This is a genomic window from Dellaglioa sp. CoH-57-MRSF-18, from assembly GCF_056781995.1.
Genome location: NZ_JBXAXX010000005.1, coordinates 25,902 through 50,532 on the forward strand (window position 1 = coordinate 25,902; position 24,631 = coordinate 50,532).

Annotated in this window: 19 protein-coding genes; 6 read left to right on the plus strand and 13 right to left on the minus strand. The window is 35.9% G+C overall.

Annotation, left to right across the window (positions count from 1 at the left end; translation table 11 throughout):
• The first annotated feature begins 26 nt into the window (after positions 1–26).
• The 3 genes from AC1RPG_RS06160 (at position 27) to spxB (ending at position 4,460) form a co-directional block, all read left to right on the plus strand.
• Positions 27–1,373 (plus strand): hemolysin family protein, encoded by a 1,347-nt coding sequence (locus AC1RPG_RS06160; protein WP_481761744.1) that lies wholly within the window; start codon positions 27–29, stop codon positions 1,371–1,373.
• Positions 1,374–1,423: 50 nt separating this feature from the next.
• Complete coding sequence (locus AC1RPG_RS06165; RefSeq protein ID WP_481761745.1) at positions 1,424–2,506, plus strand: LCP family glycopolymer transferase; 1,083 nt, start codon at positions 1,424–1,426, stop codon at positions 2,504–2,506.
• 202 nt (positions 2,507–2,708) lie between these two features.
• The gene (gene spxB / locus AC1RPG_RS06170) at positions 2,709–4,460 is read left to right on the plus strand and encodes a pyruvate oxidase (RefSeq protein ID WP_481761746.1); all 1,752 of its coding nucleotides are present in this window, start codon (positions 2,709–2,711) and stop codon (positions 4,458–4,460) included.
• Between the two features lie 107 nt (positions 4,461–4,567).
• On the opposite strand, the gene AC1RPG_RS06175 is transcribed toward spxB, so the two are convergent.
• Positions 4,568–4,906 carry a YxeA family protein gene (locus tag AC1RPG_RS06175; protein ID WP_481761747.1) on the minus strand — a complete coding sequence of 113 codons (339 nt, stop codon included), beginning with the start codon at positions 4,904–4,906 and terminating at the stop codon, positions 4,568–4,570.
• A gap of 173 nt (positions 4,907–5,079) precedes the next feature.
• On the opposite strand from AC1RPG_RS06175, the gene pepF reads away from it, so the two are divergent.
• The gene (pepF, locus tag AC1RPG_RS06180) at positions 5,080–6,888 is read left to right on the plus strand and encodes an oligoendopeptidase F (RefSeq protein WP_481761748.1); all 1,809 of its coding nucleotides are present in this window, start codon (positions 5,080–5,082) and stop codon (positions 6,886–6,888) included.
• 46 nt (positions 6,889–6,934) lie between these two features.
• On the opposite strand, the gene AC1RPG_RS06185 is transcribed toward pepF, so the two are convergent.
• The 8 genes from AC1RPG_RS06185 to AC1RPG_RS06220 form a co-directional block, all read right to left on the minus strand.
• Positions 6,935–9,370: a hypothetical protein gene (locus AC1RPG_RS06185; RefSeq protein ID WP_481761749.1), complete on the minus strand. Its 2,436-nt coding sequence runs from the start codon at positions 9,368–9,370 to the stop codon at positions 6,935–6,937.
• A gap of 213 nt (positions 9,371–9,583) precedes the next feature.
• Positions 9,584–10,186 carry a pentapeptide repeat-containing protein gene (locus tag AC1RPG_RS06190; protein WP_481761750.1) on the minus strand — a complete coding sequence of 201 codons (603 nt, stop codon included), beginning with the start codon at positions 10,184–10,186 and terminating at the stop codon, positions 9,584–9,586.
• A 134-nt stretch (positions 10,187–10,320) separates the two neighbouring features.
• Positions 10,321–10,662: an LPXTG cell wall anchor domain-containing protein gene (locus tag AC1RPG_RS06195; RefSeq protein ID WP_481761751.1), complete on the minus strand. Its 342-nt coding sequence runs from the start codon at positions 10,660–10,662 to the stop codon at positions 10,321–10,323.
• Positions 10,663–10,755: 93 nt separating this feature from the next.
• Entirely contained in the window at positions 10,756–11,427 is a 672-nt protein-coding gene (locus AC1RPG_RS06200; RefSeq protein WP_481761752.1) for a WxL domain-containing protein, read from the minus strand.
• Between the two features lie 41 nt (positions 11,428–11,468).
• Positions 11,469–12,146 (minus strand): WxL domain-containing protein, encoded by a 678-nt coding sequence (locus tag AC1RPG_RS06205; protein ID WP_481761753.1) that lies wholly within the window; start codon positions 12,144–12,146, stop codon positions 11,469–11,471.
• A 30-nt stretch (positions 12,147–12,176) separates the two neighbouring features.
• Positions 12,177–12,893 carry a WxL domain-containing protein gene (locus AC1RPG_RS06210; protein ID WP_481761754.1) on the minus strand — a complete coding sequence of 239 codons (717 nt, stop codon included), beginning with the start codon at positions 12,891–12,893 and terminating at the stop codon, positions 12,177–12,179.
• A gap of 49 nt (positions 12,894–12,942) precedes the next feature.
• Positions 12,943–13,575, minus strand: a complete 633-nt coding sequence (locus AC1RPG_RS06215) for a WxL domain-containing protein (protein ID WP_481761755.1) — start codon at positions 13,573–13,575, stop codon at positions 12,943–12,945.
• 200 nt (positions 13,576–13,775) lie between these two features.
• On the minus strand, positions 13,776–15,332 hold the full coding sequence (locus AC1RPG_RS06220; protein WP_481761756.1) for a hypothetical protein: 1,557 nt from the start codon (positions 15,330–15,332) through the stop codon (positions 13,776–13,778).
• A gap of 256 nt (positions 15,333–15,588) precedes the next feature.
• Between AC1RPG_RS06220 and AC1RPG_RS06225 the strand changes: the two genes are divergently transcribed.
• Positions 15,589–17,028: an amino acid permease gene (locus tag AC1RPG_RS06225; protein WP_481761757.1), complete on the plus strand. Its 1,440-nt coding sequence runs from the start codon at positions 15,589–15,591 to the stop codon at positions 17,026–17,028.
• Between the two features lie 140 nt (positions 17,029–17,168).
• Entirely contained in the window at positions 17,169–18,002 is an 834-nt protein-coding gene (locus tag AC1RPG_RS06230) for an undecaprenyl-diphosphate phosphatase (protein ID WP_481761758.1), read from the plus strand.
• Between the two features lie 35 nt (positions 18,003–18,037).
• Here AC1RPG_RS06230 and AC1RPG_RS06235 read toward each other — a convergent pair whose 3' ends face one another.
• From AC1RPG_RS06235 to AC1RPG_RS06250, 4 genes are all read right to left on the minus strand, one after another.
• Positions 18,038–18,751: a hypothetical protein gene (locus AC1RPG_RS06235; RefSeq protein ID WP_481761759.1), complete on the minus strand. Its 714-nt coding sequence runs from the start codon at positions 18,749–18,751 to the stop codon at positions 18,038–18,040.
• Positions 18,752–18,866: 115 nt separating this feature from the next.
• A complete protein-coding gene (locus tag AC1RPG_RS06240; RefSeq protein ID WP_481761760.1) occupies positions 18,867–20,966 on the minus strand; it encodes an L-type lectin-domain containing protein in 2,100 nt (699 codons plus the stop codon).
• A gap of 51 nt (positions 20,967–21,017) precedes the next feature.
• Positions 21,018–23,441 (minus strand): hypothetical protein, encoded by a 2,424-nt coding sequence (locus AC1RPG_RS06245; protein ID WP_481761761.1) that lies wholly within the window; start codon positions 23,439–23,441, stop codon positions 21,018–21,020.
• 137 nt (positions 23,442–23,578) lie between these two features.
• A complete protein-coding gene (locus tag AC1RPG_RS06250; RefSeq protein WP_481761762.1) occupies positions 23,579–24,508 on the minus strand; it encodes an alpha/beta hydrolase in 930 nt (309 codons plus the stop codon).
• Between the last annotated feature and the right edge of the window lie 123 nt (positions 24,509–24,631).

The following is a 24,631-nucleotide window of genomic DNA, read 5'->3' on the forward strand; positions in this document are numbered from 1 at the left end:
TAACTTAATTATGGGGGACACAAAAATTGTCTAGCGGTACAGTTATCATCAATTTGATTGTTATCTTTGTGACATTATTTGCAGCAGCATTCTTCGTTGCCGCAGAATTTGCACTTGTCCAAGCACGTCCAAGTGCCATCGAAGCTGATATCGAAGCAGGTATTGGAAATCGAAAAAAACAAGAAAGAGCATTAAAAATGCTTAACCATTTGAATGAATACCTTTCAACAACACAGGTTGGTGTCAGTGTTGCTGGTATTATTCTGGGTTGGGTTGGTGAAAAAACCATTGAATTTTTACTTGTAGATGTGCTTAAACTATTCCATTTTGCTTCTGAATCAGGGTTAAATATCATTGGCGCAATTATCGGGGTTTTAATCCTTACTTACGTTGAAGTGGTTTACACAGAAATTGTGCCTAAAAACTTAAGTATCGATATGCCCGTTCAAGTTTTAATGGTTGTTATAACACCATTACGCTACTTTCATCTTGCCTTTTACCCATTAGTTTGGTTATTAAATAACTCAGCAACACGTGTTGCTAAAATGATTGGTATTACGCCAACTGATGAAAATAGTGAAGTTTTTACTCAAAAAGAAATTTTATCTTTATCTCAAAATGCCGTTTCAGGTGGTGAATTAGATAGAGATGATTATGTCTATATGCAACGTGCCTTTGATTTAAATGACAAAATTGCTAAAGATATTATGGTCGATCGAACAAGTCTTTATGTCGTAGATATTACAGATACTGTGCACGATGTCGTTAAAGATTATTTACATCAGGGTTATAGCCGTTTTCCAGTAGTTGCTAACAATGATAAAGATAAAATTCTTGGTTACGTCTATATCTACGATTTAGTTAGACAAGCTGAGATTGATGATACTGTCTTAATTAGTAAACTACTTAGAACAATTATTACAGTACCAGAAACAACACCTATTAGAACATTATTAAGCCAAATGATTAGTAAACAAACACCTATCGTTGTTGTCCTTGATGAATATGGTGGTACAAGTGGTATTGTAACGGATAAAGATATTTATGAAGAATTATTTGGAACGGTTAAAGATGAAATTGATGACGTTTCAAGTGAATACATTATCAAAAATGATGATGGTTCATATAATATTAGTGGTAAAACGACTTTATATGATTTCGAACGCTTCTTTAAATTTAAAAATAAAGCGATGAAAGCATCTGAAAGTGTTACATTAGCAGGTTTCATTCTCGAAAATCATAAAGTTAAATTAAATGATGTCATCAAGTTTGATGCTTTTGAATTTAAGATTATTGAGTTTAAACGTAACTACATTGATTGGTTTAATGTTAAACATACGACGACTCAGGTAGACGCAATTGAAGAACAATGAACTGATAAGAAATAATTTAGTCATTACTAATTGGAGGGAATTTTATATTTATGCCTACTCGTAGAGAACTATATCAGCAGGAATCAATTGCAGATTCCACTTCTAATCCAAGTAAAAATCGTCACTCATCGTTGCCAAAAAATGGTAAGAAAAAACCAAATAAAAAACGTCGTCGTTTAATTCTTCTTTTATTGCTCTTACTTTTGGTCGGTGGCGGTATTTATGCATACAGAGCTTACGCAAACGCAAAAAAAGCAGCTGATTCAATTTATACGCCGACAAAAGTCGCTAAAGCTAGAAACGTTTCTTCAGTCTTAAAATCAGGCTATCCAATTTCAATTCTCCTTTTAGGAACCGATGATGGTGCGTTAGGCCGTGCAAAAGTTGGCGGTCGAACAGATACCTTAATTGTCGCAACTTTAAATCCTAAAACGGAATCAATGACGTTAGTCAGTTTACCCCGAGATGCAGAAGTTGCGGTTTCTGGTTATGAATCAGAATTCCCAAGTAAATTAAATTCTGCCTATGCTTATGGTGGTCCTGCTTCTGCTGTTAAAACAGTCGAGAAATATTTGAACGTCCCTATTGATTTCTATGCAACCATTAATATGGGCGGACTCGAAACATTAGTTAATGCGGTTGGTGGCGTTGATGTCACACCACCACTATCGTTCACCTATCAAGGTGCACACTTTAAAAAAGGTGTTAAAACTCATGTTAATGGTGCAGATGCATTATCTTATGCCCGAATGCGTCATGAGGATCCACTTGGTGATTATGGCCGTCAAAAACGTCAACGCCAGATTATCATGTCTGTTGCCTTACAGAGTACAAACTTACAAAACTTATTAAATCAAAAATTCTTAGACACGATGTCTTCTCAATTGAAAACAGATTTATCATTTGATGATTTAGTGACTCTAGGAACTAGCTATCGTGTTGCCACGCACCATTCAAAATCTGATCACCTACAAGGAACTGGAACCATGATTAACGGTGAAGCTTTTGAAGTCGCTGATACACCAGAGAAGCAACGTATTACCGATAAACTTAGATCTGCCTTAGATTTAGTTAAAGCAGAAACGGGCAATACTTTATTAACAAATTCAACAATTAACACAACTCGAAAATAATGACCTATACACTACTCGCATCATCAAGAAGGCAACTTCTGATGATGCTTTTTTATTTATATTGATTAAATTTCATATAGAAAATAGGTCCGTAAAAAAAATTTATTTTATTCATACATTTCATTTGTAAACGGTACCATAAAGTGTAATAATAGATGGTACAAGATACTTTGTTATTTAAATGAAAGTGGGGATTTATATTATGTCAGAAAAAATTAAAGCATCAATTGCAATGTTAAAGGTATTACAGGATTGGAAAGTTGAAAATGTCTATGGGTTACCCGGTGGATCATTCAATACAACAATGCGTGCTCTTGAATCAGAAAAAGAAAACATTAATTACGTTCAAGTACGTCATGAAGAAGTTGGGGCACTTGCTGCTGCCGCTGAAGCAAAACTAACTGGTAAAGTTGGGGTTGTCTTTGGTTCAGCAGGTCCTGGGGCAACACATTTATTCAATGGTTTATATGACGCACAACAAGACCATGTTCCTGTTCTTGCTTTAATCGGTCAGGTTGCTTCATCTGCAATGAACATGGATTCATTCCAAGAAATGAACGAAAATCCAATGTTTGCTGACGTTTCTGTCTATAATAGAACAGTTATGACTCCAGAAAGCTTACCTCGTGTAATTGATCAAGCTATCAGAACAGCTTACCAATACAAAGGTGTAGCAGTTGTTACAATTCCAAATGACTTTGGTTGGATGGATATCGACGCTGACAGTTATTACGCTTCAGGTCACAATTACACAACACCTATTTTACCTGAACCAAATGATTCAAAAATTAAAGAGGCTTTAGCACTTATTAAAGAAGCTAAACAACCTGTTTTATTCGCTGGTATTGGTACAAAAGGTGCTACTGATGAAGTAATTGCTTTCTCTGAACATTTTAAAATGCCTGTAATTATTACAGCTATCAATAAAGGAACTGTTCCTGATAGTTATCGTGCTAACTTAGGGTCAACTTACCGAGTTGCAACAAAACCTGCTGATGAAGCAATTGCTGCCGCTGACTTAGTTGTCTTTGTAGGAGCTGATTTACCTTTCTCACAAACTAAAAAAGTCTTAAAACCCGATATGAAATTTATCCAAATCGATATTGATGCATCAAAAATTGGTAAACGTCATGCAGTTGATGTCGCTTTACTCAGTGATGCTAAGAAAACATTAGCTCGCTTTGTTGAATTAGCTGGTGCTCCTGTTGAAAGTCGTCCATTCTTCGATGCAACTATTGAAGATATGGCTAACTGGCGTACTTACCTCAAGAAATTTGAGGACAAGACAACAACACCACTTCAACCTGCTTCTGTCTTTAAAGAAATCAACAAACATGCCACAGGCGATGACATTTTCGCAGTTGATGTTGGTAATGTTACAATGAATAGCTTACGTTACTTAGATATGAATCCTAAACAAAAATTCACAACATCTGCCTTATTTGCAACAATGGGTTATGGTATGGGTGCAGCAATTGCTGCTAAATCAGCCTTCCCTGACCGTCAAGTCTTTAACCTTGTCGGTGATGGCGCATTTGCTATGATTGTTCAAGATTTATTAACACAAGTAAAATACAAACAACATGTCATTAATATTGTCTTCTCTAACCAACATTTTGGTTTCATTCAAGATGAACAAGAAGATGAAGGTCAACCATTCTATGGTATTGATTTCAATGACGCAGATTGGGCACAAGTCGGAAGCGCTATGGGTACGCTTGGTATCTCAGTTTCTACACATGACGAATTAGTTGCCGCATTTGAAACAGCTATAAAAGCAGAAGGTCCTGTTGTTATTGATGTTAAAATCACTGACGACCGTGCCATCCCTGTTGAAGATTTAGCTGTCGATCCAAAACATTTCTCAGCTGAAGAAATCGCTGCTTACCGTAAACGTTACGAAGCAGAAGACTTACTTGTCTTAGATGATTTAATCGAGAAATACTCAAAATAATGCCCTCACGAATAAAATAGCTATTCCTAAGAGATAGTTATTTTTAAATAACAAAAGACTGTAATGAAGATAACTATCCTCTTCATTACAGTCTTTTTTTTTGGGTTCTATTTTAATTTTACAGGTAGATCTTTTTTTGAAACTTCTTCCCATGAAATAACACCTTTTTTTTCATTATAGGCTAATTTTAAATAGGCGCCTTGACGTAACGGTCTTTCTTTATTCCCATTAAACGTTAATTTCTTAGCTTCATTTTTAGTATTATAAGCCATTTGATTATAGCTATAATCGGCATACGTTTTTCCATTTTGATCCTTTTTAACCACTTTTTTACCTGTTTCTGTTATCTGTGTGTAGTAATCCTGAGTTGAGTAATTAGTCCTATAGTATAAGTACCCGCCGCCAACTAATAGAATAGCGATAATTAATACAATTATTTTTTTCATTTATTCTACCTCCTTTTATTTAATTCATAATCTCAAATAACCATGCATTAAACCACTAATTTGACTTGTACTAATCGAAGATTATCAAAAAATTATATTATAATCCTTTTTTACTCATTTAATTCTATATAATGATACAATACTAACCATACAAACATTAGGAGGTTACGATTATGACAAAAACTCACCAACTAGTTAATAGAAATGAAGTACCTGAAGCACTAACATGGGATTTAACAGCCATTTATCCAAATGATCTTGCATTCCAGACGGATATCGATTTAGTTCGTGACCTCGTTCAAACCTTTGTTTCTACTTACCATAGCCATTTAGGAGAACTAGCTCCAATTAGTACCGCCTTCAATGACTTGGAAGATATTTACACTCGCTTATCACATATTGAACATTATGCATTTTTACAGCAAGCAGTTGATATTACTGATGCAACAGCCAATCAGTTAATGCGCGATTTTGAAGCACTTTCTGCCGAAATTACGACAAAACTGGTTTTCTTTGATATTGAATTACTAGAAAATCCAGTTAAATTATTGGACGACGTTGTTGCAACAAATCCAAAATTAAAAGCTTATATTCGTCAATTAAAGAAACAAAAAGAATTCCAGTTAAGTCCTGAGGTTGAACAAGTCCTTGCGACCTTCCAACCTAATTTTTCTGCACCAGAATCAGTTTACGGTCAAACTCGAGCAGCTGATATGGACTTTTCTGATTTTGAAGTAAATGGTGTGACATATCCAATGTCATTTGTTTTATATGAAAATACGTACCAATACAATCCAGACGCAGCTATTCGTCATGCAGCATTTAAAAGCTTCTCAACAACATTAAATCATTATAAGCATACAATTGCGGCTAACTATTATAATCAAGTATCTATGGAGAAAAGAATTGCTACTTTACGTGGCTATCATTCAGTTTTTGATTACTTATTAGCAGAACAAGAAGTTGACCGTTCATTATTCAATCGTCAAATTGATACAATCATGACTAAATTAGCACCTGTTATGCAAAAATACGCTGCACATGTCAAAGAAGTTCGCGGTTTAGATAAAATGACCTTTGCTGATTTACAAATCGATTTAGATCCTGATTTCGCACCAGAAGTTTCAATTGAAGAAGCTAAGAAATATGTCAACGATGCAGTTGCGCCACTTGGATCTGACTATCAAGCCATGGTTGCTCGTTCATTCCCAGAACGTTGGGTTGATTTTCCACAAAATATTGGTAAGGAAACGGGTGGCTTTGAAACAACTCCTTATGGCAAACATCCTTATATTTTAATGTCATGGACGAACGAATTAGCCGATGTCTATACTTTAATTCATGAGCTCGGTCATGCAGGGCAAGCCATTTTAACACAGGATAACCAATCAATTTTGGGTAGTGAACCTTCTACTTATTTGGTTGAAGCGCCTTCTACATTCAATGAACTATTACTAACAAGTTCAATTGAAAATCAATCAAGTGAACCTCGCTTAAAACGTTTTGCTTATTCAAAAATGTTAACGAATACTTATTTCCATAACTTTGTGACCCATTTACTTGAAGCAGCTTACCAACGTGAAGTTTATCAACTCATTGACGCTGGACAAGGATTTGATGGTGATCAATTAAGTGAAATTAAACGTCATGTCCTTGAAGCATTCTGGGGACCAGATGTTGAAATAAATGACGGTGCTGAACTAACTTGGATGCGCCAATCACACTATTACATGGGCCTCTATTCATACACATATTCAGCAGGTCTTGCCATTTCAACACAAGCACACTTGAACTTATTGAAAGATCCAGAAAATACGACAGAAGCTTGGCTTGCCTTCTTAAAATTAGGTGGCGAATTAGCCCCAATTGAAGCAGCTAAAGTTGCAGGCGTTGATATCACTACGGATGAACCTCTCAATCAAACAATTCAATTTTTAGATGATACCGTGAATAAAATCATTGCTTTAACGAAAGAAATTTAAAAATAAAGGAGAGACACTAAAAAGTTTAGTGTCTCTCCTTTATTTTTTATGCAGGTGGTGTGTTACTTAATACCCATTTTACCTGGGCTGTATATGAACCGCGATGGATTTCACTTGGATCTGCTTTAACCAAAACACCCGCATCTTTGTCCCATGGTACGGTTGTCGTTTTTGTCGTTGATGTTCCTGACAAAATTTCAAGACTTGCCGAACCTAAAACTTGAGCCTTATCTCCGGCTGTTGCTCGATACACAATCGCATCTTTAATTGTATTACTATCTGAAGTAAGATCACTTGCTGAAACTGACAACTGCCAAGTCCCAGGTAATGATGTTTCTAATGCTACAGAAAAATCAGTTTGACGAGGTAATATTGTCGTTTTTCCTGGAATTTTAGTTGTCCCAAAATTTAAACTACCGTTAGTTGTTAGTCCCATTTTACCTGAAACAACGACAGTAATAGTTTTCACGTCAGATTTATTACCGTCTGTATCGACAGCATAAACAGTTAAAACATGACTACCAATTGCTAAGTTATCTGGTAATTTGTAAGTTCCAGAATGGTCCTGACCAGCTTTTACGTTATCATATGTTTCCATTAAAACAGGTGCATTTGACCCTTCTTGATAGTACGTTTTAATGGTTGCACTATCATCAGACTCATGGTAACTCAAAGAATAAGGCGCATTCACTGTTGTACCACTATCATCTAAAGTAAACGTTGGTTTATTAGAGTTCACAATAATATCAGCCGTATATGACGTTGTTTGGTTCCCATATTGATCAGTTGCCATCACAGTATATGGGTTTTTACCAACCTTTAATTGACTACTTGGAACGCTAACACTAAATTTACCGTCTGTTCCGACGTTAGCTGATACTGAGTAACTACCATTGACTTTAATTGCTGCAGTTGTCGTTCCTGCTGGGAAAGTTCCCCCAAGACTTGAAACTACTGTTCCGGCAATAGTTGCTGCTTCATTTTGATTAACCTTGATGTCATTAATTCCTGATATCGTTAATGTTCGTGTGCCTCCAATTGTGAATTTGGCTGCATTTGATTGGATAACCGCATTAGATCCAGAAAATTCACTTACTGGACTATTAACAACTGTATCGGCTGCAACTTTGTCAGCAGTTCCTGTAAGTGTTACTTTTGCACTTGAATACTTAGCTGTTGATAAATCATTCTTAAGGACCTTAACAATTGCCCCATTTGACATCTTTGTTAAATCAATGGTTTCTGAGTCCGTTGCTGCCCCTGAATAAGTAATTGTTCCCGTTTTTAACGTCACATTATTGGGAACCTTCAAGCCAGCACTAATTGTTTTCCAATCTTGTTTACCACCTAAATATTTTAAATTTGTTACAAAATCTAATGAATCTCCAGAGTGTACTAGACCATCATTAGTAACATCTTTATTTTTTTGAGTTGTATCTGTTACTGTCTGAGTTGCAGTTGCATCAACTAAACCTGGAACTTTTTCAAACATTATCAAGTTAGTTTCATAACTACCACCCGTTGATCCAGTAAATCCCCAACGAACTGCGCCATTCGAATTGAATTTAGCCTTATCAATTGACACAGTCGCGCTCTTACCTGTTGTCATAACATTTGTTTTTGGATTTTTATCATCAATTGTGTAAGTCATAGAGCCTGTTGTACTCGTTCCAGCAGAATATTTCAACGTCAAATGATGCCATAACGCGTTAGATAGATTTGCTCCGTAATCAATTAACCCAAGGTGATTTTGATAGTAAAAATAGGCGGTGTGTATTGGAAAAAAACCCGAGTCTTTACTATCCCGTGTATAACTATTAGTATCTGCAGGATAACCACTAGCTATGTGATTACCTGTGACAGCAGTATAATCAAAGCTATTCCCGGAAGTTTGACCCCCATTATTAAAGGTATCGAACTCTAACGCCCAACTGTTTTGTATCCCTGTTTTAACTAGTTTCGAAACATCACTATAACCTGATGTTGTTCCAAAAATACCCTCAGGTAGTATATCATTAGCCCAAACACCTAATGTTTCACCACTACCAGTTGAAATAGCTGCATTTCCTTTAGCATCATTTTGTAATACTAATGCCATACCATCTCCGGCTGCAGCGCCTCCATTACCAAGATATACCCACATTGACGCTGTTGAATCTTTGTTCAAATCGAATGTATTACCATCAGTTGACCAAACAGCTGCCTTTTGATCTTTATTATCAGTAATTGTTACGACCGATTTTGTAGCAGCATTTGCATCCGTTGTTATGACATTTCCAGACGTTAAATTAACTGTTTTACTAACTTCAGATACACCAGCCCCAGTTCCGCGTTGAAATATACCATTCAAAGTGATCCCACTTGGCGCGGTCTGTATTGCATAATTATAATCTGTTTCTGCCGACACACTTGAAAAAGTAGCTAAGAAAGTCGCCGCTAAAACAAACACTAATAAATTTATTTTTTTATGATTAATCCCCATAACCCGCACCCCATTCTCTATCTTTATTACTTATAGTATACGCTTAAATAGAATTAATATTATCCATAAATTTCTTATAAACGCTCATTATTTGATGGTTTTAGGGTCCTTTTCAGGTAATAGTTATTTAATCCTGTATGCCAATTGGTATACCAGTATTCGTCAGCTATAATGTATCATTAAATAAAAAAGTAAGCTTACAATATTGTAAGCTCACTTCAATTTAATACCTAATAAAGCAACTAAAATTGTTGCCTGGTAAGCATTAATCGTTAATCCACGAACCAGCTTAGGATCCAGTATAACTGTTTCAAATTCACTCTCAGAGAAATCCACAGACTTCATGTTGGTCTCAATAAAATCGCAACCTTCAATATTACTTTCAGGGAATGTTAATTTCTTCTTGATTTCAACCGCTTGAAAACTGGTTTCTTTTAAATCACAACGTCTAAATTCAACTTCTTGGAAATTAGCGACACTAAAATTAGAATAGCTTAACTGACAATCTCTAAATGTCGTTTCTTTAAAAACAGTACGATTAGAAAAGTCACACCCCATCATCCGACAGCTTTTAATTTCAGTTCTAAAAAAATAACTTTCATTAAATTCTGCGTTCAAAAACTCACAATGATCAATTACAGTATCTAACCATTCGCTACGCACAAAGTCAGTTTGTTCAAAGGTACAATGATCAAAAGTGACTGAATCAACTCGTACTGTCTCAAAAGAAGCCTCAATCGTACAATTATGGTAAGTTAATCCATATCTAATATCATCAAATGAAATGGTTTGTCCTTCAACAACTTGATTATCCAAAATAATTCACTCCTAAATGTTTACTTAAAACGCTATTTATAAATTTTAACATATTTATTCACAAATACTTAAGACCTTTTTTAGTTAGAAGATAATAAAAAAGATAAATCAGATTATTCTGATTTATCTTTTCTTTAACCTTTATTTTCTTTTTTATCCTTTTTAATAAAGAATAATAGTAGTGCTCCTAATATTAGAACGAATCCTACTAAGACAACCATCACAGATTTTTCTTCATTTGTCTGTGGTAAAATACCACCTACAGATGATACTGAGCCTTTTATGTCTTTTTCAGGATTAACAGTCGTTTTTCTTTCAGGTACACTAGTTGGTTGTGTCACTTTGGTATTCTCTTTAAAACCGATAGTCACATTCGTAGAACCGGCTTCGGTTGTTGCCGCACTAACCATTTGATTAGTATTCAGCATGACAACTCCCAAAAGTAACATTGCTATAATCATAATCTTTTTCTTCATGAGACTAACCTCCCCCAAGGAATACTTTAAAGATTCTTGTTAAAAAGCATTATATAGTGATTGCCACCATATAATGCTTTTTAAACAACTTATTTAAGCAGGTACGTCAGAAAGTGTCCAGTTCATTTTTGTTGAGTAAGCTTCTGCTTTAGCAACACCAGCAGGGACAGTTAATGAAATGTCTCCAGCTGCAAGTGTATCAACAGTAACACCACTACCAGTATCTTTAACAGCATTTAAAGCAACGCCAGCTGTTGTTAAATCTGTAACAGCATTTGAAACAGCTGTAGTTGTTCCAGTTGTTGCTTCAGCAACAACTACTTTACCTTTGCCTGTTGAAAGAACAGCACCAGTTAATTCATCACTACCACTCTTAAATTGGTCAGCTTGAACAGAAAGTGCCCAACCAGCATTTGTTCCACGAACATCCCCAACTTCAATAGCAAGATCTTTTGCTGATTTAACAGTCAATGCTTTTGTAGGAATTTCAATATCTGAACCAAAGTCTACTGTTTTTGTAGCGTAGACAATAGCAAGGTTACCACTATTACCAGTTCCACCACCATCACCAGGATCTGTTGGGTCTGTTGGGTTTGTTGGGTTAACTGGAGGGATTACTTGTCCTTCATCGCCAGCCTTAAACGAAACACTAGCATCAGTTGATGCACCTTGAGCAAGTGTTGCTGCATTTACATGACTTGAAACTGCTAAACCTGCACCTAAAATTGTTGCTGCTAATAATGCACTTGTTAAACCTTTTTTCATAATCTAATCCCCCATAATTCTATCTTTTTTATTGTAAATAATTAAACAGCTGGTGTATCTGATAAAGTCCATGTTAACGTTGAAGCATACGCGATATCTGCTTTAGCAACGCCAGCTGGAATTGTTAATTTAACATTTTCTTTTTTAATGTTATCAACGTTAATACCTGCACCAGCGTCTGCTGTAGCACCAAGAACAACCCCAGAAGTTGTTGTATCAGCAATTGCTGATGACACTGCATGGTTAGCTGTAGAACCATTACCAACTGAAACAGCACCTGCGCCTAAACTAATTGCAGCGCCGCCAAGTTTTTCTGATTCATCAGCGTTAGCTAATTGCTTAGAACTTACTGATAAAGTCCAACCAGCATTTGTTCCACGAACATCACCAACTTCAACTGCAACATCTGTATCAGACGTTAAGTTAACCGTATTTGCCGTAATTTCATTTTCAGTACCAAAACTAATTGCTTTAGTAGCATAGATAATAGCAAGATTACCACTGTTACCAGTATTACCGTTATCCCCAGGTTCTGTTGGTTTTGTTGGATCTGTTGGGTCAACTGGAGGGATAACTTGTCCTTCATCGCCAGCTTTAAATTGAACACCAGTTGTTGTTGTTGCAGGTGTCATATCAGCAGCGTTTACGCTACCTGATACTGCTAAGCCTGCACCTAAGATTGTTGCTGATAATAATGCACTTGTTAATACGTTTTTCATAATTTATTTCCCCCGAATTTGTTATTTAATTTAAACAGCTGGTACGTCTGAAAGACTCCAGTTTAACGTTGTTGCATAAGTATCAGCTTTAGCTGAACCTGCAGGAATTGTCAAAGTCATGTTGTCTGCACGAATCTTATCTGCATTTAAACCAGCACCTTCGCCTGTTTTAGCTGATAAGACAGTTCCACCATCAGTAACCGCTGCAACTGCAGCAGCTGATGCAGGTGTTGGTGTAGCACCGGTACCAATTAAGGTATTATCACCTTTACCTAAAGCTAAGACAGCTCCAGCTAATTCGCCAGACTTTGTACTTTTGAATTGATCTGCTTTAACTGATAATGTCCAACCAGCATCTGTTCCTCGAGTATCGGCAACTTGAAGAGAAATAAAGTTACTACCTTTAAGGTCTTGTTTACTTGCTGAAACAGGTACAGTAGTGCTAACAGAACCAGTTCCATCATCTTTTGGAATCCCAAATGTTACAGCCTTTGTTGCATATACAATTGCTAAAGGACCAGCATGTCCTGTTTCACCGCCACCACCATCACCAGGATCTGTTGGGTCAACTGGGTCTGTTGGGTCAACTGGGTCTGTTGGATCTGTACCTGGTGTAAATGTTACTGAACCGTCAGTTGTTGCACTATCTGGTAAGACAGTATCTGCAGCATTTACGTTACTTGATACTGCTAAACCTGCACCTAAAATTGTTGTTGCTAATAATGAACTTGTTAAACTTTTTTTCATAATATATTTCCCCCAAATTTTTTTAATATTTCACCCGACTCTAACCTAATTAAGCAGGAGCGTCAGTCAATGTCCAAGTTAATGTTGTTGAGTATGCAGCAGCATGTGCTGTACCACCAACAACCCCTAAGTTAATACCCTTTTGTGCATAACTTGTTGTAGTTTCCCCTGCACCTTTGTCAACAGGTGCACTAATTGTTGCACCACCATCTAAGACGTTGCCTGTAGCTGTTGCTGTTACCTCAGGTACGTCACCAATATTATTCGATGCAGTACCATCAGGGAGTGACAATGTAGCACCTTCTAGTTCTACAGATTTAGCTGTAGGATCAGCAACAGTATCTACAACACTCATAAATGGTGTACCACTAACCTTAACGCTCCAACCAACAAATGTTCCACGAAGATCACTAACACTTACATTAATACCACTATTTGAATTTAATGTAGTATTCGCTGCAGAAATTGCTTCTTTACCAAAATCAACTTTACTTGTGACATTTGTAATTGACAATGATGCACTATTAGGATCTGTTGGATCTATTCCGCCAGCTGTAAACGTGGCACTTGCCGTTGTATCTTTTGATGTAGCAGTATCTGCTGCAGATACCTTACTTATTGTTCCGAAACCTAATACCACACCACTAATCATTACTGTTGTTAATAAAGTTTTTTTCATCATTGTTTCCCCCATTTTTCGTATACACTCACTATAGTCGATATTTGACCTAAAAACGGTCAATATTTCATGGTTAAGTGTTTTCTTTTGACAGTCATAATTACTTAATTCTTATTTAGTTATTCTTTTCTATAAAATTATAATACCAAAATTATTTCATTTAAAACGACCAACATTTACGTGTTAGGTGTCATTTTTTGACGTTATTTTACTGGGACACTTGATAATGTCCAATTCAAGTCTGCTTTATAGGCAGTTGCTCTAAGCTTTGATGGATCTGCCTTTAACAAAATACCGGTTCCATCATCGTTAAACTCCTTTCCTGTATCATTTACACCATTACCTGATAAAACGGTTATGCCAGCATCATTAATGATTTGCTCTGTAGCATTGGCATCACTTTTAAAGACCAAAGCATCTGGATCATCAGTTAATCCTGTTGATTTTACAGTCAACACCCAGTTACCGGCATCCACAGCTGAAAGGTCCACATTAAGACCAATTAATGGTGTTAAATTGGTTTTTTCATTTGGTATTTTAATTTTATCTCCATAATTTAAATTATTAATGCTATTAATTTTTAACGTTTTAGTTGGTTTTTTAACATTAAGGATGAATTTTTTAACAGTCGCATTACCTTGATCATCCGTTGTTGTGACGGTTATTGTATGTTGTTTAACCGTCAAGTCGGTCATCTTAATCGTATTAGTATGATCTTTACCTAGCGTTTTACTATTATCGTACTCCTCCTTATATTGACTGGTGTGTGCTACATCACCATAAGAATCTGTAATTTGAGTTGTTAAGGTCGTTGCATGATCACTATTCACCGTGTAGCTCACTGGGTACTCAGTACTTGCGACATCAACTACTGGGATATCCGTATTAGTCGTACTGTCTAATTTATCGCCTGCAATTGCATCTACTTTAATCTTAGGATTTGGTATGGTTACAATGATAGTTCCCTTAGTTGGAAAACTAGTTCCCCCACCTATTACTCTTGTAGCTGTAAGCTCAACTTTATTTTCCCCAATTGCTAGATCAGAATTTTTAATTGTAACTGGTGCTTGCATGAGTGTTTCTATTGGATCATACGATGTTGGATGAAAAGGTGCGTAAATTGTTGCCGTACTATCTGGTTTGGTTACTTGCACATTGAATACGTAGTTATCTAAAGATACGGCAGGATAGTACCCAGGTGATCCTTCTGGTGTTCCTGAGCCATCAACGCTATTTCCATTACCCGCATCATCCTGACTATAAAATAGGTCAGCTAACGCTGCATCTGCAGGCATTATTGTTGATTCTTTGCTAAGTACATCGTCAATGCTAATCGTTTTTTTACTTCCACCCAGAAACATCCCTACAATCTCTGCATTTTTATAATCATCAAATAACGTACGTGTTGTGCTACTTTGTTTTTTAGCCTGTTCTACTTGTTTCTTTTCGTCTTTTTGACTATCTAGTTTTTCACTAGATAGTGTAGACGACGCTGATTCTGAACTTGTTGCATTTGTCGTATCAACTTCTGAATCTATTTTTTCATCAGATACACTACTACTTGAGCTACTAGAATCTGCCTTATTTGATTCTGTTGATTCACTTAATACATTTTCTAAAGTTTGCTCTTTTATAGTCGCAATACTTGAACTAGTTGCTTCTTCTTGTTCACTTGCTGATATAGTTTCATTCAACGCTGTTCCCCCGAACAACATCATCGCACACAAACTACCTATCACAATTCTATTTTTTGGTTTCATAATAATCCCCCAGGATTCTCTTTTTAGTTTATGTCGTTAACCAATTACCGTTATAATATCATCTATATTCGGTAGACAACATTCAACATTTGCGACCTAGATGTGTTTTTTTGACATTTTAATCATAATTATATTTACTTCTTATAGTATGTATCACAAAATTTGATTGTACTTTATTTCATTTTTCTTTATACTTAACCATAGCTATCACTGCACCAGTATCATAAAATATTTTATCCATATGGAGGCTATTATTTTGCTAGAATCAGAAAAAACATTACGTTGGTATAACGTTGCTTTAATTGCATTCGTTTCCGTTTGGGGACTTGCAAATGTCTTTAACAACTTTGCTAACCAAGGACTCACTGTTATTACATCTTGGATTTTAATCATGATTTTTTACTTTGTTCCTTATACTTTAATTGTTGGTCAATTAGGCTCAACATTTAAAGATGCCAGCGGTGGTGTGTCTTCATGGGTGAAAGAAACTTCAACCAAGAGACTTGCCTACTATGCAGCTTGGACTTATTGGGTCGTACATATTCCTTACCTAGCACAAAAACCACAAGGTATTTTAATTGCCTTTAGTTGGTTATTCAAAGGTAACGGAAATTTCGTTAATGAAACTTCTGCTATGACCGTTTCACTTATGGGCTTAGTCATTTTCATTTTCTTCTTATGGATTGCCTCAAAGGGACTTGCTACTTTAAGTCGAATTGGTAGTGTTGCCGGAACAGCAATGTTCGTTATGTCATTATTATTCATCTTGTTGGCAGTTTCAGCGCCATTCATGACGCATGCTAAAATTCAAACACCTGATATGGGTGCCATTAAATCATATCTACCTAACTTTAACTTCGCCTACTTCACAACGATTTCAATGTTAGTTTTCGCTGTTGGTGGTGCTGAAAAGATTTCTCCCTATGTTAATAAAACAAAAAACTCAGCTAAAGAATTTCCAAAAGGAATGTTAGCATTGGCCGCAATGGTTGCCATCTGTGCTATTTTAGGTTCGTTCGCTATGGGATTCTTATTTAACGGAACTAACATCCCTGATGATTTAATCACAAATGGTCCTTACGAAGGTTTCTTACGTCTTGGTAGTTTCTATCACGTAGGTAATTTATTCATGATTCTATACGCAATTGCCAATGCGATGGCTCAAATTTCAGCGCTTGCTTTCTCAATTGATGCACCATTAAAAATTCTTTTAGGTGATGCTGATCCAAACTTCATTCCTAAAAGCTTGTCAAAACTTAATAAAAAAGGAACTCCCGTTAATGGTTATGCCATGACTGGTGTTTTAGTTAGTATTTTAATTATCATTCCTGCAATCGGGATTGGTAACATGAACGCATTATACAAATGGTTATTGAACCTAAATGCGGTTGTCATGCCTATGCGTTATCTCTGGGTATTCTTCGCTTACATGCTATTAAACAAACAATTGAAGAATTTCAAAGCCGGTTACAAGTTTGTTAAGAATCCTGTCGTTGGTTACATTGTTGGTGCTTGGTGTTTCTTATTCACTGCATTCGCTTGTATCCTAGGAGTTGTTCCTAAATTAAACTACTCAGATAGCCCTTCTAACTACTTGTTCCAATTAACACTTAATATTGTCACACCACTTGTCTTAGTTGCATTAGGTTTAATCCTCCCTGCAATTGCACGTCGCGGTAACAAAAAAGCCCTATAAAATTAATCTTAACTAAAATCTTATATTCACAAATAAACCTTATGCCTAAAAGCATAAGGTTTATTTAATTTTATGGTTTTTAATTTTCATATTAGGTATACTAGAGCAGTTAAATAAAATTTTGGAAGGAATCTATTTGTATGAATATTATTGTTATGTTAAAAGTTATTATTTTGGGAGTTGTCGAAGGAATTACAGAATGGCTTCCTATTAGTTCAACGGGACATATGATTTTAGTTGACGAATTTTTACAACTAAAAGAAAATGCTGCTTTCATGGAAATGTTCTTCGTTGTTATCCAACTGGGCGCTATCCTAGCAGTTTGTGTGTTGTATTTCCATAAATTAAATCCTTTTTCTCCAAAAAAATCGCAATTAGAAAAAAGAGATACGTGGTCTCTATGGAGTAAAGTCATTGTAGCTGTACTTCCAGCTGCTGTGATTGGGTTAGTTGCTGATGACTGGTTAAATGCGAAATTATATAATTTCCCAGTTGTTGCCTTAATGTTAATTATTTATGGTGTTTTATTCATTATTATTGAAAACAAAAAAGCCGATGCTGTTCCTTCTATTACATCATTCAATCAAGTTACTTACAAAACAGCGTTACTAATCGGTGTTTTCCAAGTTCTTGCTTTAATTCCCGGAACATCACGTTCTGGTGCAACTATTTTAGGTGCCATTTTATTAGGGACTTCTCGATTCATTGCTGCTGAATTTTCATTTTTCTTATCAATTCCAGTTATGTTCGGTGCCAGTCTACTCAAATTAGTTAAATACTTCCATAATGGTTATAGCTTTACCGGTGATCAAACAGCCGTCTTATTACTTGGTTGTGTAGTCGCATTCTTAGTTTCAATTGTTGCAATCAAATTCTTGATGGGTTACATCAAGTCGAAAGATTTCAAACCATTTGGTTGGTACCGTATTATTTTAGGTGCCTTGCTACTCGTTTACTATTTCTTCATTAAATAATTAGACAAAAAAACGCCGATAATATCGGCGTTTTTTTATTTAGTTTTCTTGGCTGGTGCTTTTTTCTTAGTAGTTACTTTCTTTACAGCCGGTTTCTTTTTAGCGGGTACCTTTTTGGCCACGGGCTTTTTCTTGGCTGCCGCCTTTACAGTTGTCGTTTTTTTCTTTGTTGTCGCTTTTTTTGTAGCCGTCGTCTTTTTAACTGCTGGTTTCTTTTTAACAGCTGGTTTTTTCTTAGCTGGAGCTTTCTTTTTCTTTTCAACGACAACTGGTTCTTTTTCTTCAATAATAGGTGGATTTTCAAGGAAAGCTATCTTTTCAGCAATCATAGTTGTGCTTGTCATATTATGATCACTGGGGTTTTCTAAATAATTAGTCACAGATGTAATTTCATCGATTCTTAATTTAGATGCGTTCAGAATTGGTGACTCAACAATCAGATAGACATTAACTTCTGCTTCATCTGTTACTTCATTAAAGAAGCTGGGTAACTTTTTATAATATTTGTATGGTAAATTAAGGATATTTGCTTCAAGTGTAAAAATTGCGGTACCTTCAGGATATTCAATCATCAATTGAACTTCTACAAGCTTACCATCCCGTACATTGTTTTCTAAATCAGCATAACACTTAGCGAATAATTCTGGTACACCAATCGCTTGGACATCTTCTGGTGTGGCAGTATAAAAAATCTTTGTGTACGCCTCTAACTCAATAGCGGACATGAATTGTTCAACGGTCATTTTCATTAGTTATCTATCCTCCGTATTCTCTCTACATAGTCCATAATATCCTAGATGGCAATAATTGCAAAACATAAATAAAAAAAGGATAACTTTTGTTATCCTTTTTCACTAATACTACTTATTTAGTTGGTACATTACTCAAATTCCATTGCACTGAAGCATCATATTCTTCACTTCTAACCTCGCTAGGTTTAACACGCAATAGAATTCCCGTATCTTTTGCCCACGTTTTAGTTATCTGGTTAGGAGATGAGTTCCCACCCGCAATATCTATCGAATGGTCTTTTAAAGGTGTCCCAATATCTGTCGCTTTTTCTTTGTAAATTAATGCATCTTTTAGCACAGTGCCGCTGGCTCCAACAACATCAGTTCCAGTCAGCTTTAAATTCCATGTACCTGGTACCGATGCAACTACCTGTATACTTAATTCTTCTACAGGGCTATAGGTTGTTTCTTCGTTGGGTATTGGAATATCACTTTGTCCAAAATTTAATGCACCCGTTACCGATGCTATTTCTAAAACACCTGGATCATTAACAGTGATAATTTCTTGACCCGTTACTGAATTACCATATTGATCTTCAACACTTACCGTATAAGTATTTTTTCCAACGTTTAACTTATCTGCAGGCAGCACTTCAGCGTAGTCAATGCTACCCAACTTATTGAATAGCATTGATTTATCACTAAAGGCTTTACCATTCAGCATCGTTGTTATCGTAACGTTATCATTTTCCATTAGTGTATCTGTTTTAACGTTACTCGTAACTTTAATCGACTGACCACTATCAATTGTTTTATCAAGCAATCCTGAAAGTGTCATCTTCTGCTTTAATGCCTTAATGGTAAACGTAGCTAGCTGAGATCTTACTATCGTATTTTGACCATTAAATGTACTAATTGGACTTGTTACTTTGGTATCTGTAGCAACAATTTTAGCTGTCCCATTCATACTGATCGTTGCTGTATCATTACTTTTTGATAAGTTTTTATTTAGACTTGATGTAATGACACCATCTTTAGTTGTTGTATCAAATGTTTGCGTTGTTCCATCGGCGTATTTAATGATACCTTCTTTGTCTAACGTCACAGCATTAGGCGTTTTTAACGAAGCAACGATTTTTTTCCAATCTTGCTTTCCATCATTGTATTTCAAAGTTGTTTGAAGATTAAGTTTATCCCCGCTGTTAGCAATTCCTGATGCGGTAATGTCCTTATTGTTCTGGGTAGTATCTGTCACTTTTTGCGTCGCCGTAACAGAAACTAAATCAGATATTTCTTCAAACATCACTAAATTTGTTTCCCAGTTACCGCCTGTTGCGCCCGTAAATCCCCAAGTCACTTGACCATCAGTGCTCGCAAATTTACTTTTATCAATTGGAACTGTCTTTGCAAGACCACCACCTAATACATCACCCGTACCGGGGACTTTATCTCCAATAGTATAGGTCATTGAGCCGGCAGTTGTAGACGTTGATTTATAATCAATTGACACATGCCACCATCTTCCATTAGATAAGTCAGCGACAGCAAGTAGTCCATCATGAGTTAATTTATTATACTTACTTAAAAAACCATTTTGTTCATAAGTAGCCCTTTGATTAGGATAATTGCTTGCCAGATGATTGTCTTGGATAGTGTTTAAATTATCAAATCCGTTACCCTTGCTTGCCTCACTATTTTTATGTGTATCAAATTCTAACGCCCATGAATTTTTAATAGCTGTTCCTGCAACGGTAGATTCTGATCCACCTTTATCAACACCCCAAACACCTAATGATTCGCCTCCACCAGAAATAGCACTGAGACCACGGCTATCATTTTGTAAAACAAAAGCCATCCCATCACCAGAATTAGCACCCTGATTACCGAAATACATCCACATTGACATTTTATTATTTTTATTAAGATTAAATTTATTGTTTGCTGTAGACCAGGCAGATCCCACTTGGTTAGTTGCATCCGTAATTTTTATAATTGATTTATCTGCGTTATCTGCTGTTTCAGAAACAACATTACCACTAGCATCGAATGTTACAATTTTTGCATTATTTTGTGTTCCTGTTGTTCCAGGTGTCAAAAGTCCATTTGATACTAATGCGTCTGGTGCCGATGCCACTGCGTTAGAATAATCATCAGCATTAACACCTGTAGAGCTAAGCCCTAATGTCACTAACACACCTGTAAAAAGTACAGCTTTCAGCCGTAATATTGTCATAATCCTATCTCCCCCCGGACATTTGAATTTAACCGACAATTAAGTTTATTATTAATTATTTGGTACATTCGTTAGCGTCCAATCTAATTCAGAACTATAGGTTTCAGCTACTTTAATTTCACTTGGTTCAACATCCAATACAATTCCAGAATCTGCTGACCAACTTTTTTCAACCGTAGTTGCTTGACCTACTCCTGTAGACACTATTGTACCATACGTTGGAGAAAGCGGTAACGTGTTTTCCTGATTTGAATTACGAAACCCAATAGTTGAATGCTTTAAAGTACTTTTATCACTTGCTGCAGTTAGTGGTCCTGCAGTCACAGACAATGTCCAGTTTTTAGCTGCTGACGTTTCTAACTTAAGCATATAGCTTGAAGCACGGTTTAAAATACTTCTTTTCGCTGGTATTTTATTATTAAAATTAATTGAATCATCTGATGAAATACTCAACAATCCTACGACAACAGAGATTGTTTGGTTATTAGAAATGTTTCCTTCAGAATCAACCGAATAAATAGTTAACTCGTGCGTTCCAATGGCAAACTTAGTTGTATCTAGTGCTACACTATGATCTTGTGTCGAACCTGGTTTAGTATTTGTATATTTTTCTAATTCAACAGGTGTTCCAGTACTTCCTTCTTTATAGTACGTTGTTAACGCTGCACTATTATCAGCTACTTGGAAAATCAATGTATATGGCGCTACAACGGTTCCTTTATTATCATTTAAAGTTAAAACGGGTTTAATATTAATTTTTTGTGTATATTTTTGCGTCGTATTACCATCTGGATCTGTTACTTGAACATTATAAGAATATTCGCCAGTGGTTAGTTTGTCCTTTGGAATCGTTACGTTAAATGTACCATCCGTTGCGACATCACCCTTAATAGGTGTTGTATCCTCATTAAGTGTCACACTGGCCGTTGTTCCTTTAGCAAAAGTTCCACCTAAACTAGATTTTACCGTTCCACTAATCGTCGCATCCGTTCCATAATTAATATCAATATCTTTAAGGCCATCAATCGTTAAGGCTGTTTTTGGTGATGCTTTAATCGTATAGCTAATAGGATTAGAATCAATCATTGCATTGCTTCCGATGAATTGACCTGCTGAAACAGTCACTGGTGTATCCACTTCAACTGGCATTACTTCACCGATAAATGAAATATGTGAACTTTGTCCAGGTGTAGATAATTCAGGTATTTGCGCGCCGGATAACCCAGCAGGGTCACTTCCATAGATATTACTAGGAAATTTTCCTGTACCAAAATCGTTAGGTATTTCATACCCAGTCCATTTTATATTATTAGCCGGGTATTTTAAATATCCACCTATGCCTGTCCACGATTGTTTTCCACTATCGTAAGTTACGGTAGTGTTGAATTTTACTTTATCTCCAGCTTTTACTTCTCCATTAGCCGAGACATCCTTGTTATTTTGTGTAATATCCGTCATAGTTTGTACCGCAGTCGCATTAACAAGACCTGGTACAGTTTCAAACATAACTAAGTTATTTTCAAAAGAGTCACCCGTTGACCCTGTAAATCCCCAACGGATTTTACCCGTTGTAGAATTAAATTTCGATTTATCAATTGGAACACTTGCCGTCTGCCCTGTCTGACTTGTATCTTCAGTAGGATCCAAGTCTTCTGTTCCTGAAATTGGTTTTTTATCATCAATCGTATATGTCATTGACCCAGCACTCGCACTCACTGATTTATAATCAATTGTCACATGATGCCATGCCCGATTTGATAAGAACCCATTATAATTAATAAGGCCTAAATGATTTAGTTTAACTGAAGAAGAGATTGTATGATTATCCGTGTATGTTGCCTCAACAGCTGGATACCCACTACCAATATGGTTAGGTGCTAAACTAGGATCTAAATCAAATCCGTTTCCTGAACTATTACCATTATTCAAATGAGTATCAAATTCTAGCGCCCAACTATTTTGAATAGCGCCTCTAGCAGTATTATTGGGGGATCCCGTACCCACTGAATCGTCTCCCCAAACACCTAACGTTTCACCTGCTTTAGTTGCAATAGCAGCATTTCCTTTTGCATCATTTTGAAAAACAAGTGCCATCCCATCCCCAGCAGTATTCGTTTTGCTACCAAAATAAATCCACATAGAAGCTTTACTACTTGTATTAATATCAAATGAATTTTCGTCTGTTGACCAAATTGCTGCTTTTTGATTCTTAGCATCCGTAATTTTAACCATCGTTTTAGCAGCCAGATTAGTCGAATTAGGATCTTTATTGGTATCGGTTAATTCGACCATACCACTAGTTGCTACTACTCCAGCACCAGTACCCGTCTGGAATAAATTTGTCATTAAAATTGCTCGAGGTGCTGATGCTTTTGCAGAATCATAATCCGCATCTGCCTTGATACTTGTTACATTAACTAAAAAGAATAACCCAAAAGTTAGTAGTGTTAATTTTAATTTATTATTAATTTTCATGTTGGCCCCCACCTATTTTCCCCAAAGTTCATCTATAATAACTAATATGATAGCATGATACAGACAAAAAAAAACATCAAAAATAGAGGGTACCCCCACACTTTTTGATGTTATTTAAAAAATAAATGATTTTATTATTAATCTAAATTATCATTCATAAACTTAACGACTTTTTTAGTATATAATTCTGGATCCTTACTGAACGCTTTTCCGTGACCTGCGCCCTTCACAATCCACAATTCCTTCGTACCTGCTGAGGCTTTGTAGTTGTCATAAACCATTGCGCTAGGAACGAAATCATCCTTGTCGCCATGAATGAATAATGTTGGTAATTTATTTTTCTTTAATTGTTTAACAGAGTCAGCTTCTGCAAAAGAGTAGCCCGCACGTAACTGAGTTACCCAACTAGAAGTTGTTATTAATGGTTCTTTTGGTAAATTGAATTGGAGTTTCAATTGATAAGCTAACAAATCTTCAACATTTGTATAACCACAATCTTCAACAATTGCTTTAACTTGAGTTGGTAACTTTTCACCACTCATCATCATGACAGTAGCACCACCCATGCTAACTCCAAACAAGCCAATCTTTTGATCTGTTCCCTTTTCGGCAATTAATTTTTTGGTCCATTTAATGTAATCTAAGCGATCTTTCCATCCGAAACCAATATAATCGCCCTGACTTTTACCTTGGCCTCGATCATCTGGCGCTAAAACGTTATAGCCATTATCATGAAATAATTTTATATATGAAGCCATACTTTCTTTATTTTCCATGTAACCATGTGCCACAACAACTGTTTTTAAAGATTTAGTTGCCGCCGGTACATAGTCAGCAACTAATTTTAAATTTTCACCTGCTGATGTTTCTGTCCAGTTTTCTTTTTTAGTACTGGCCAACCATTTTTTTGCTTCAATTGTTCGCTTTGGTGTTCCTTTTGATGTTCCCGTTAATGTTTTTTCTGTATTTTGAATGGCATAGTGATAGAGATAGAAACTACCCCCTGTAATTGCAACCGCTAATAACACTAAAATACTGACAATCCAAATTATAATTTTCTTTTTCATTCAAAGAAACTCCTTTATCGTTTATGCCATTAACGTATTATAGCATTGTTTATTTTATAATTCACGTTTTAATTTAAAAAAATAACCACATTAGTTGGATAAACTAGTGTGGTTACTAAATAA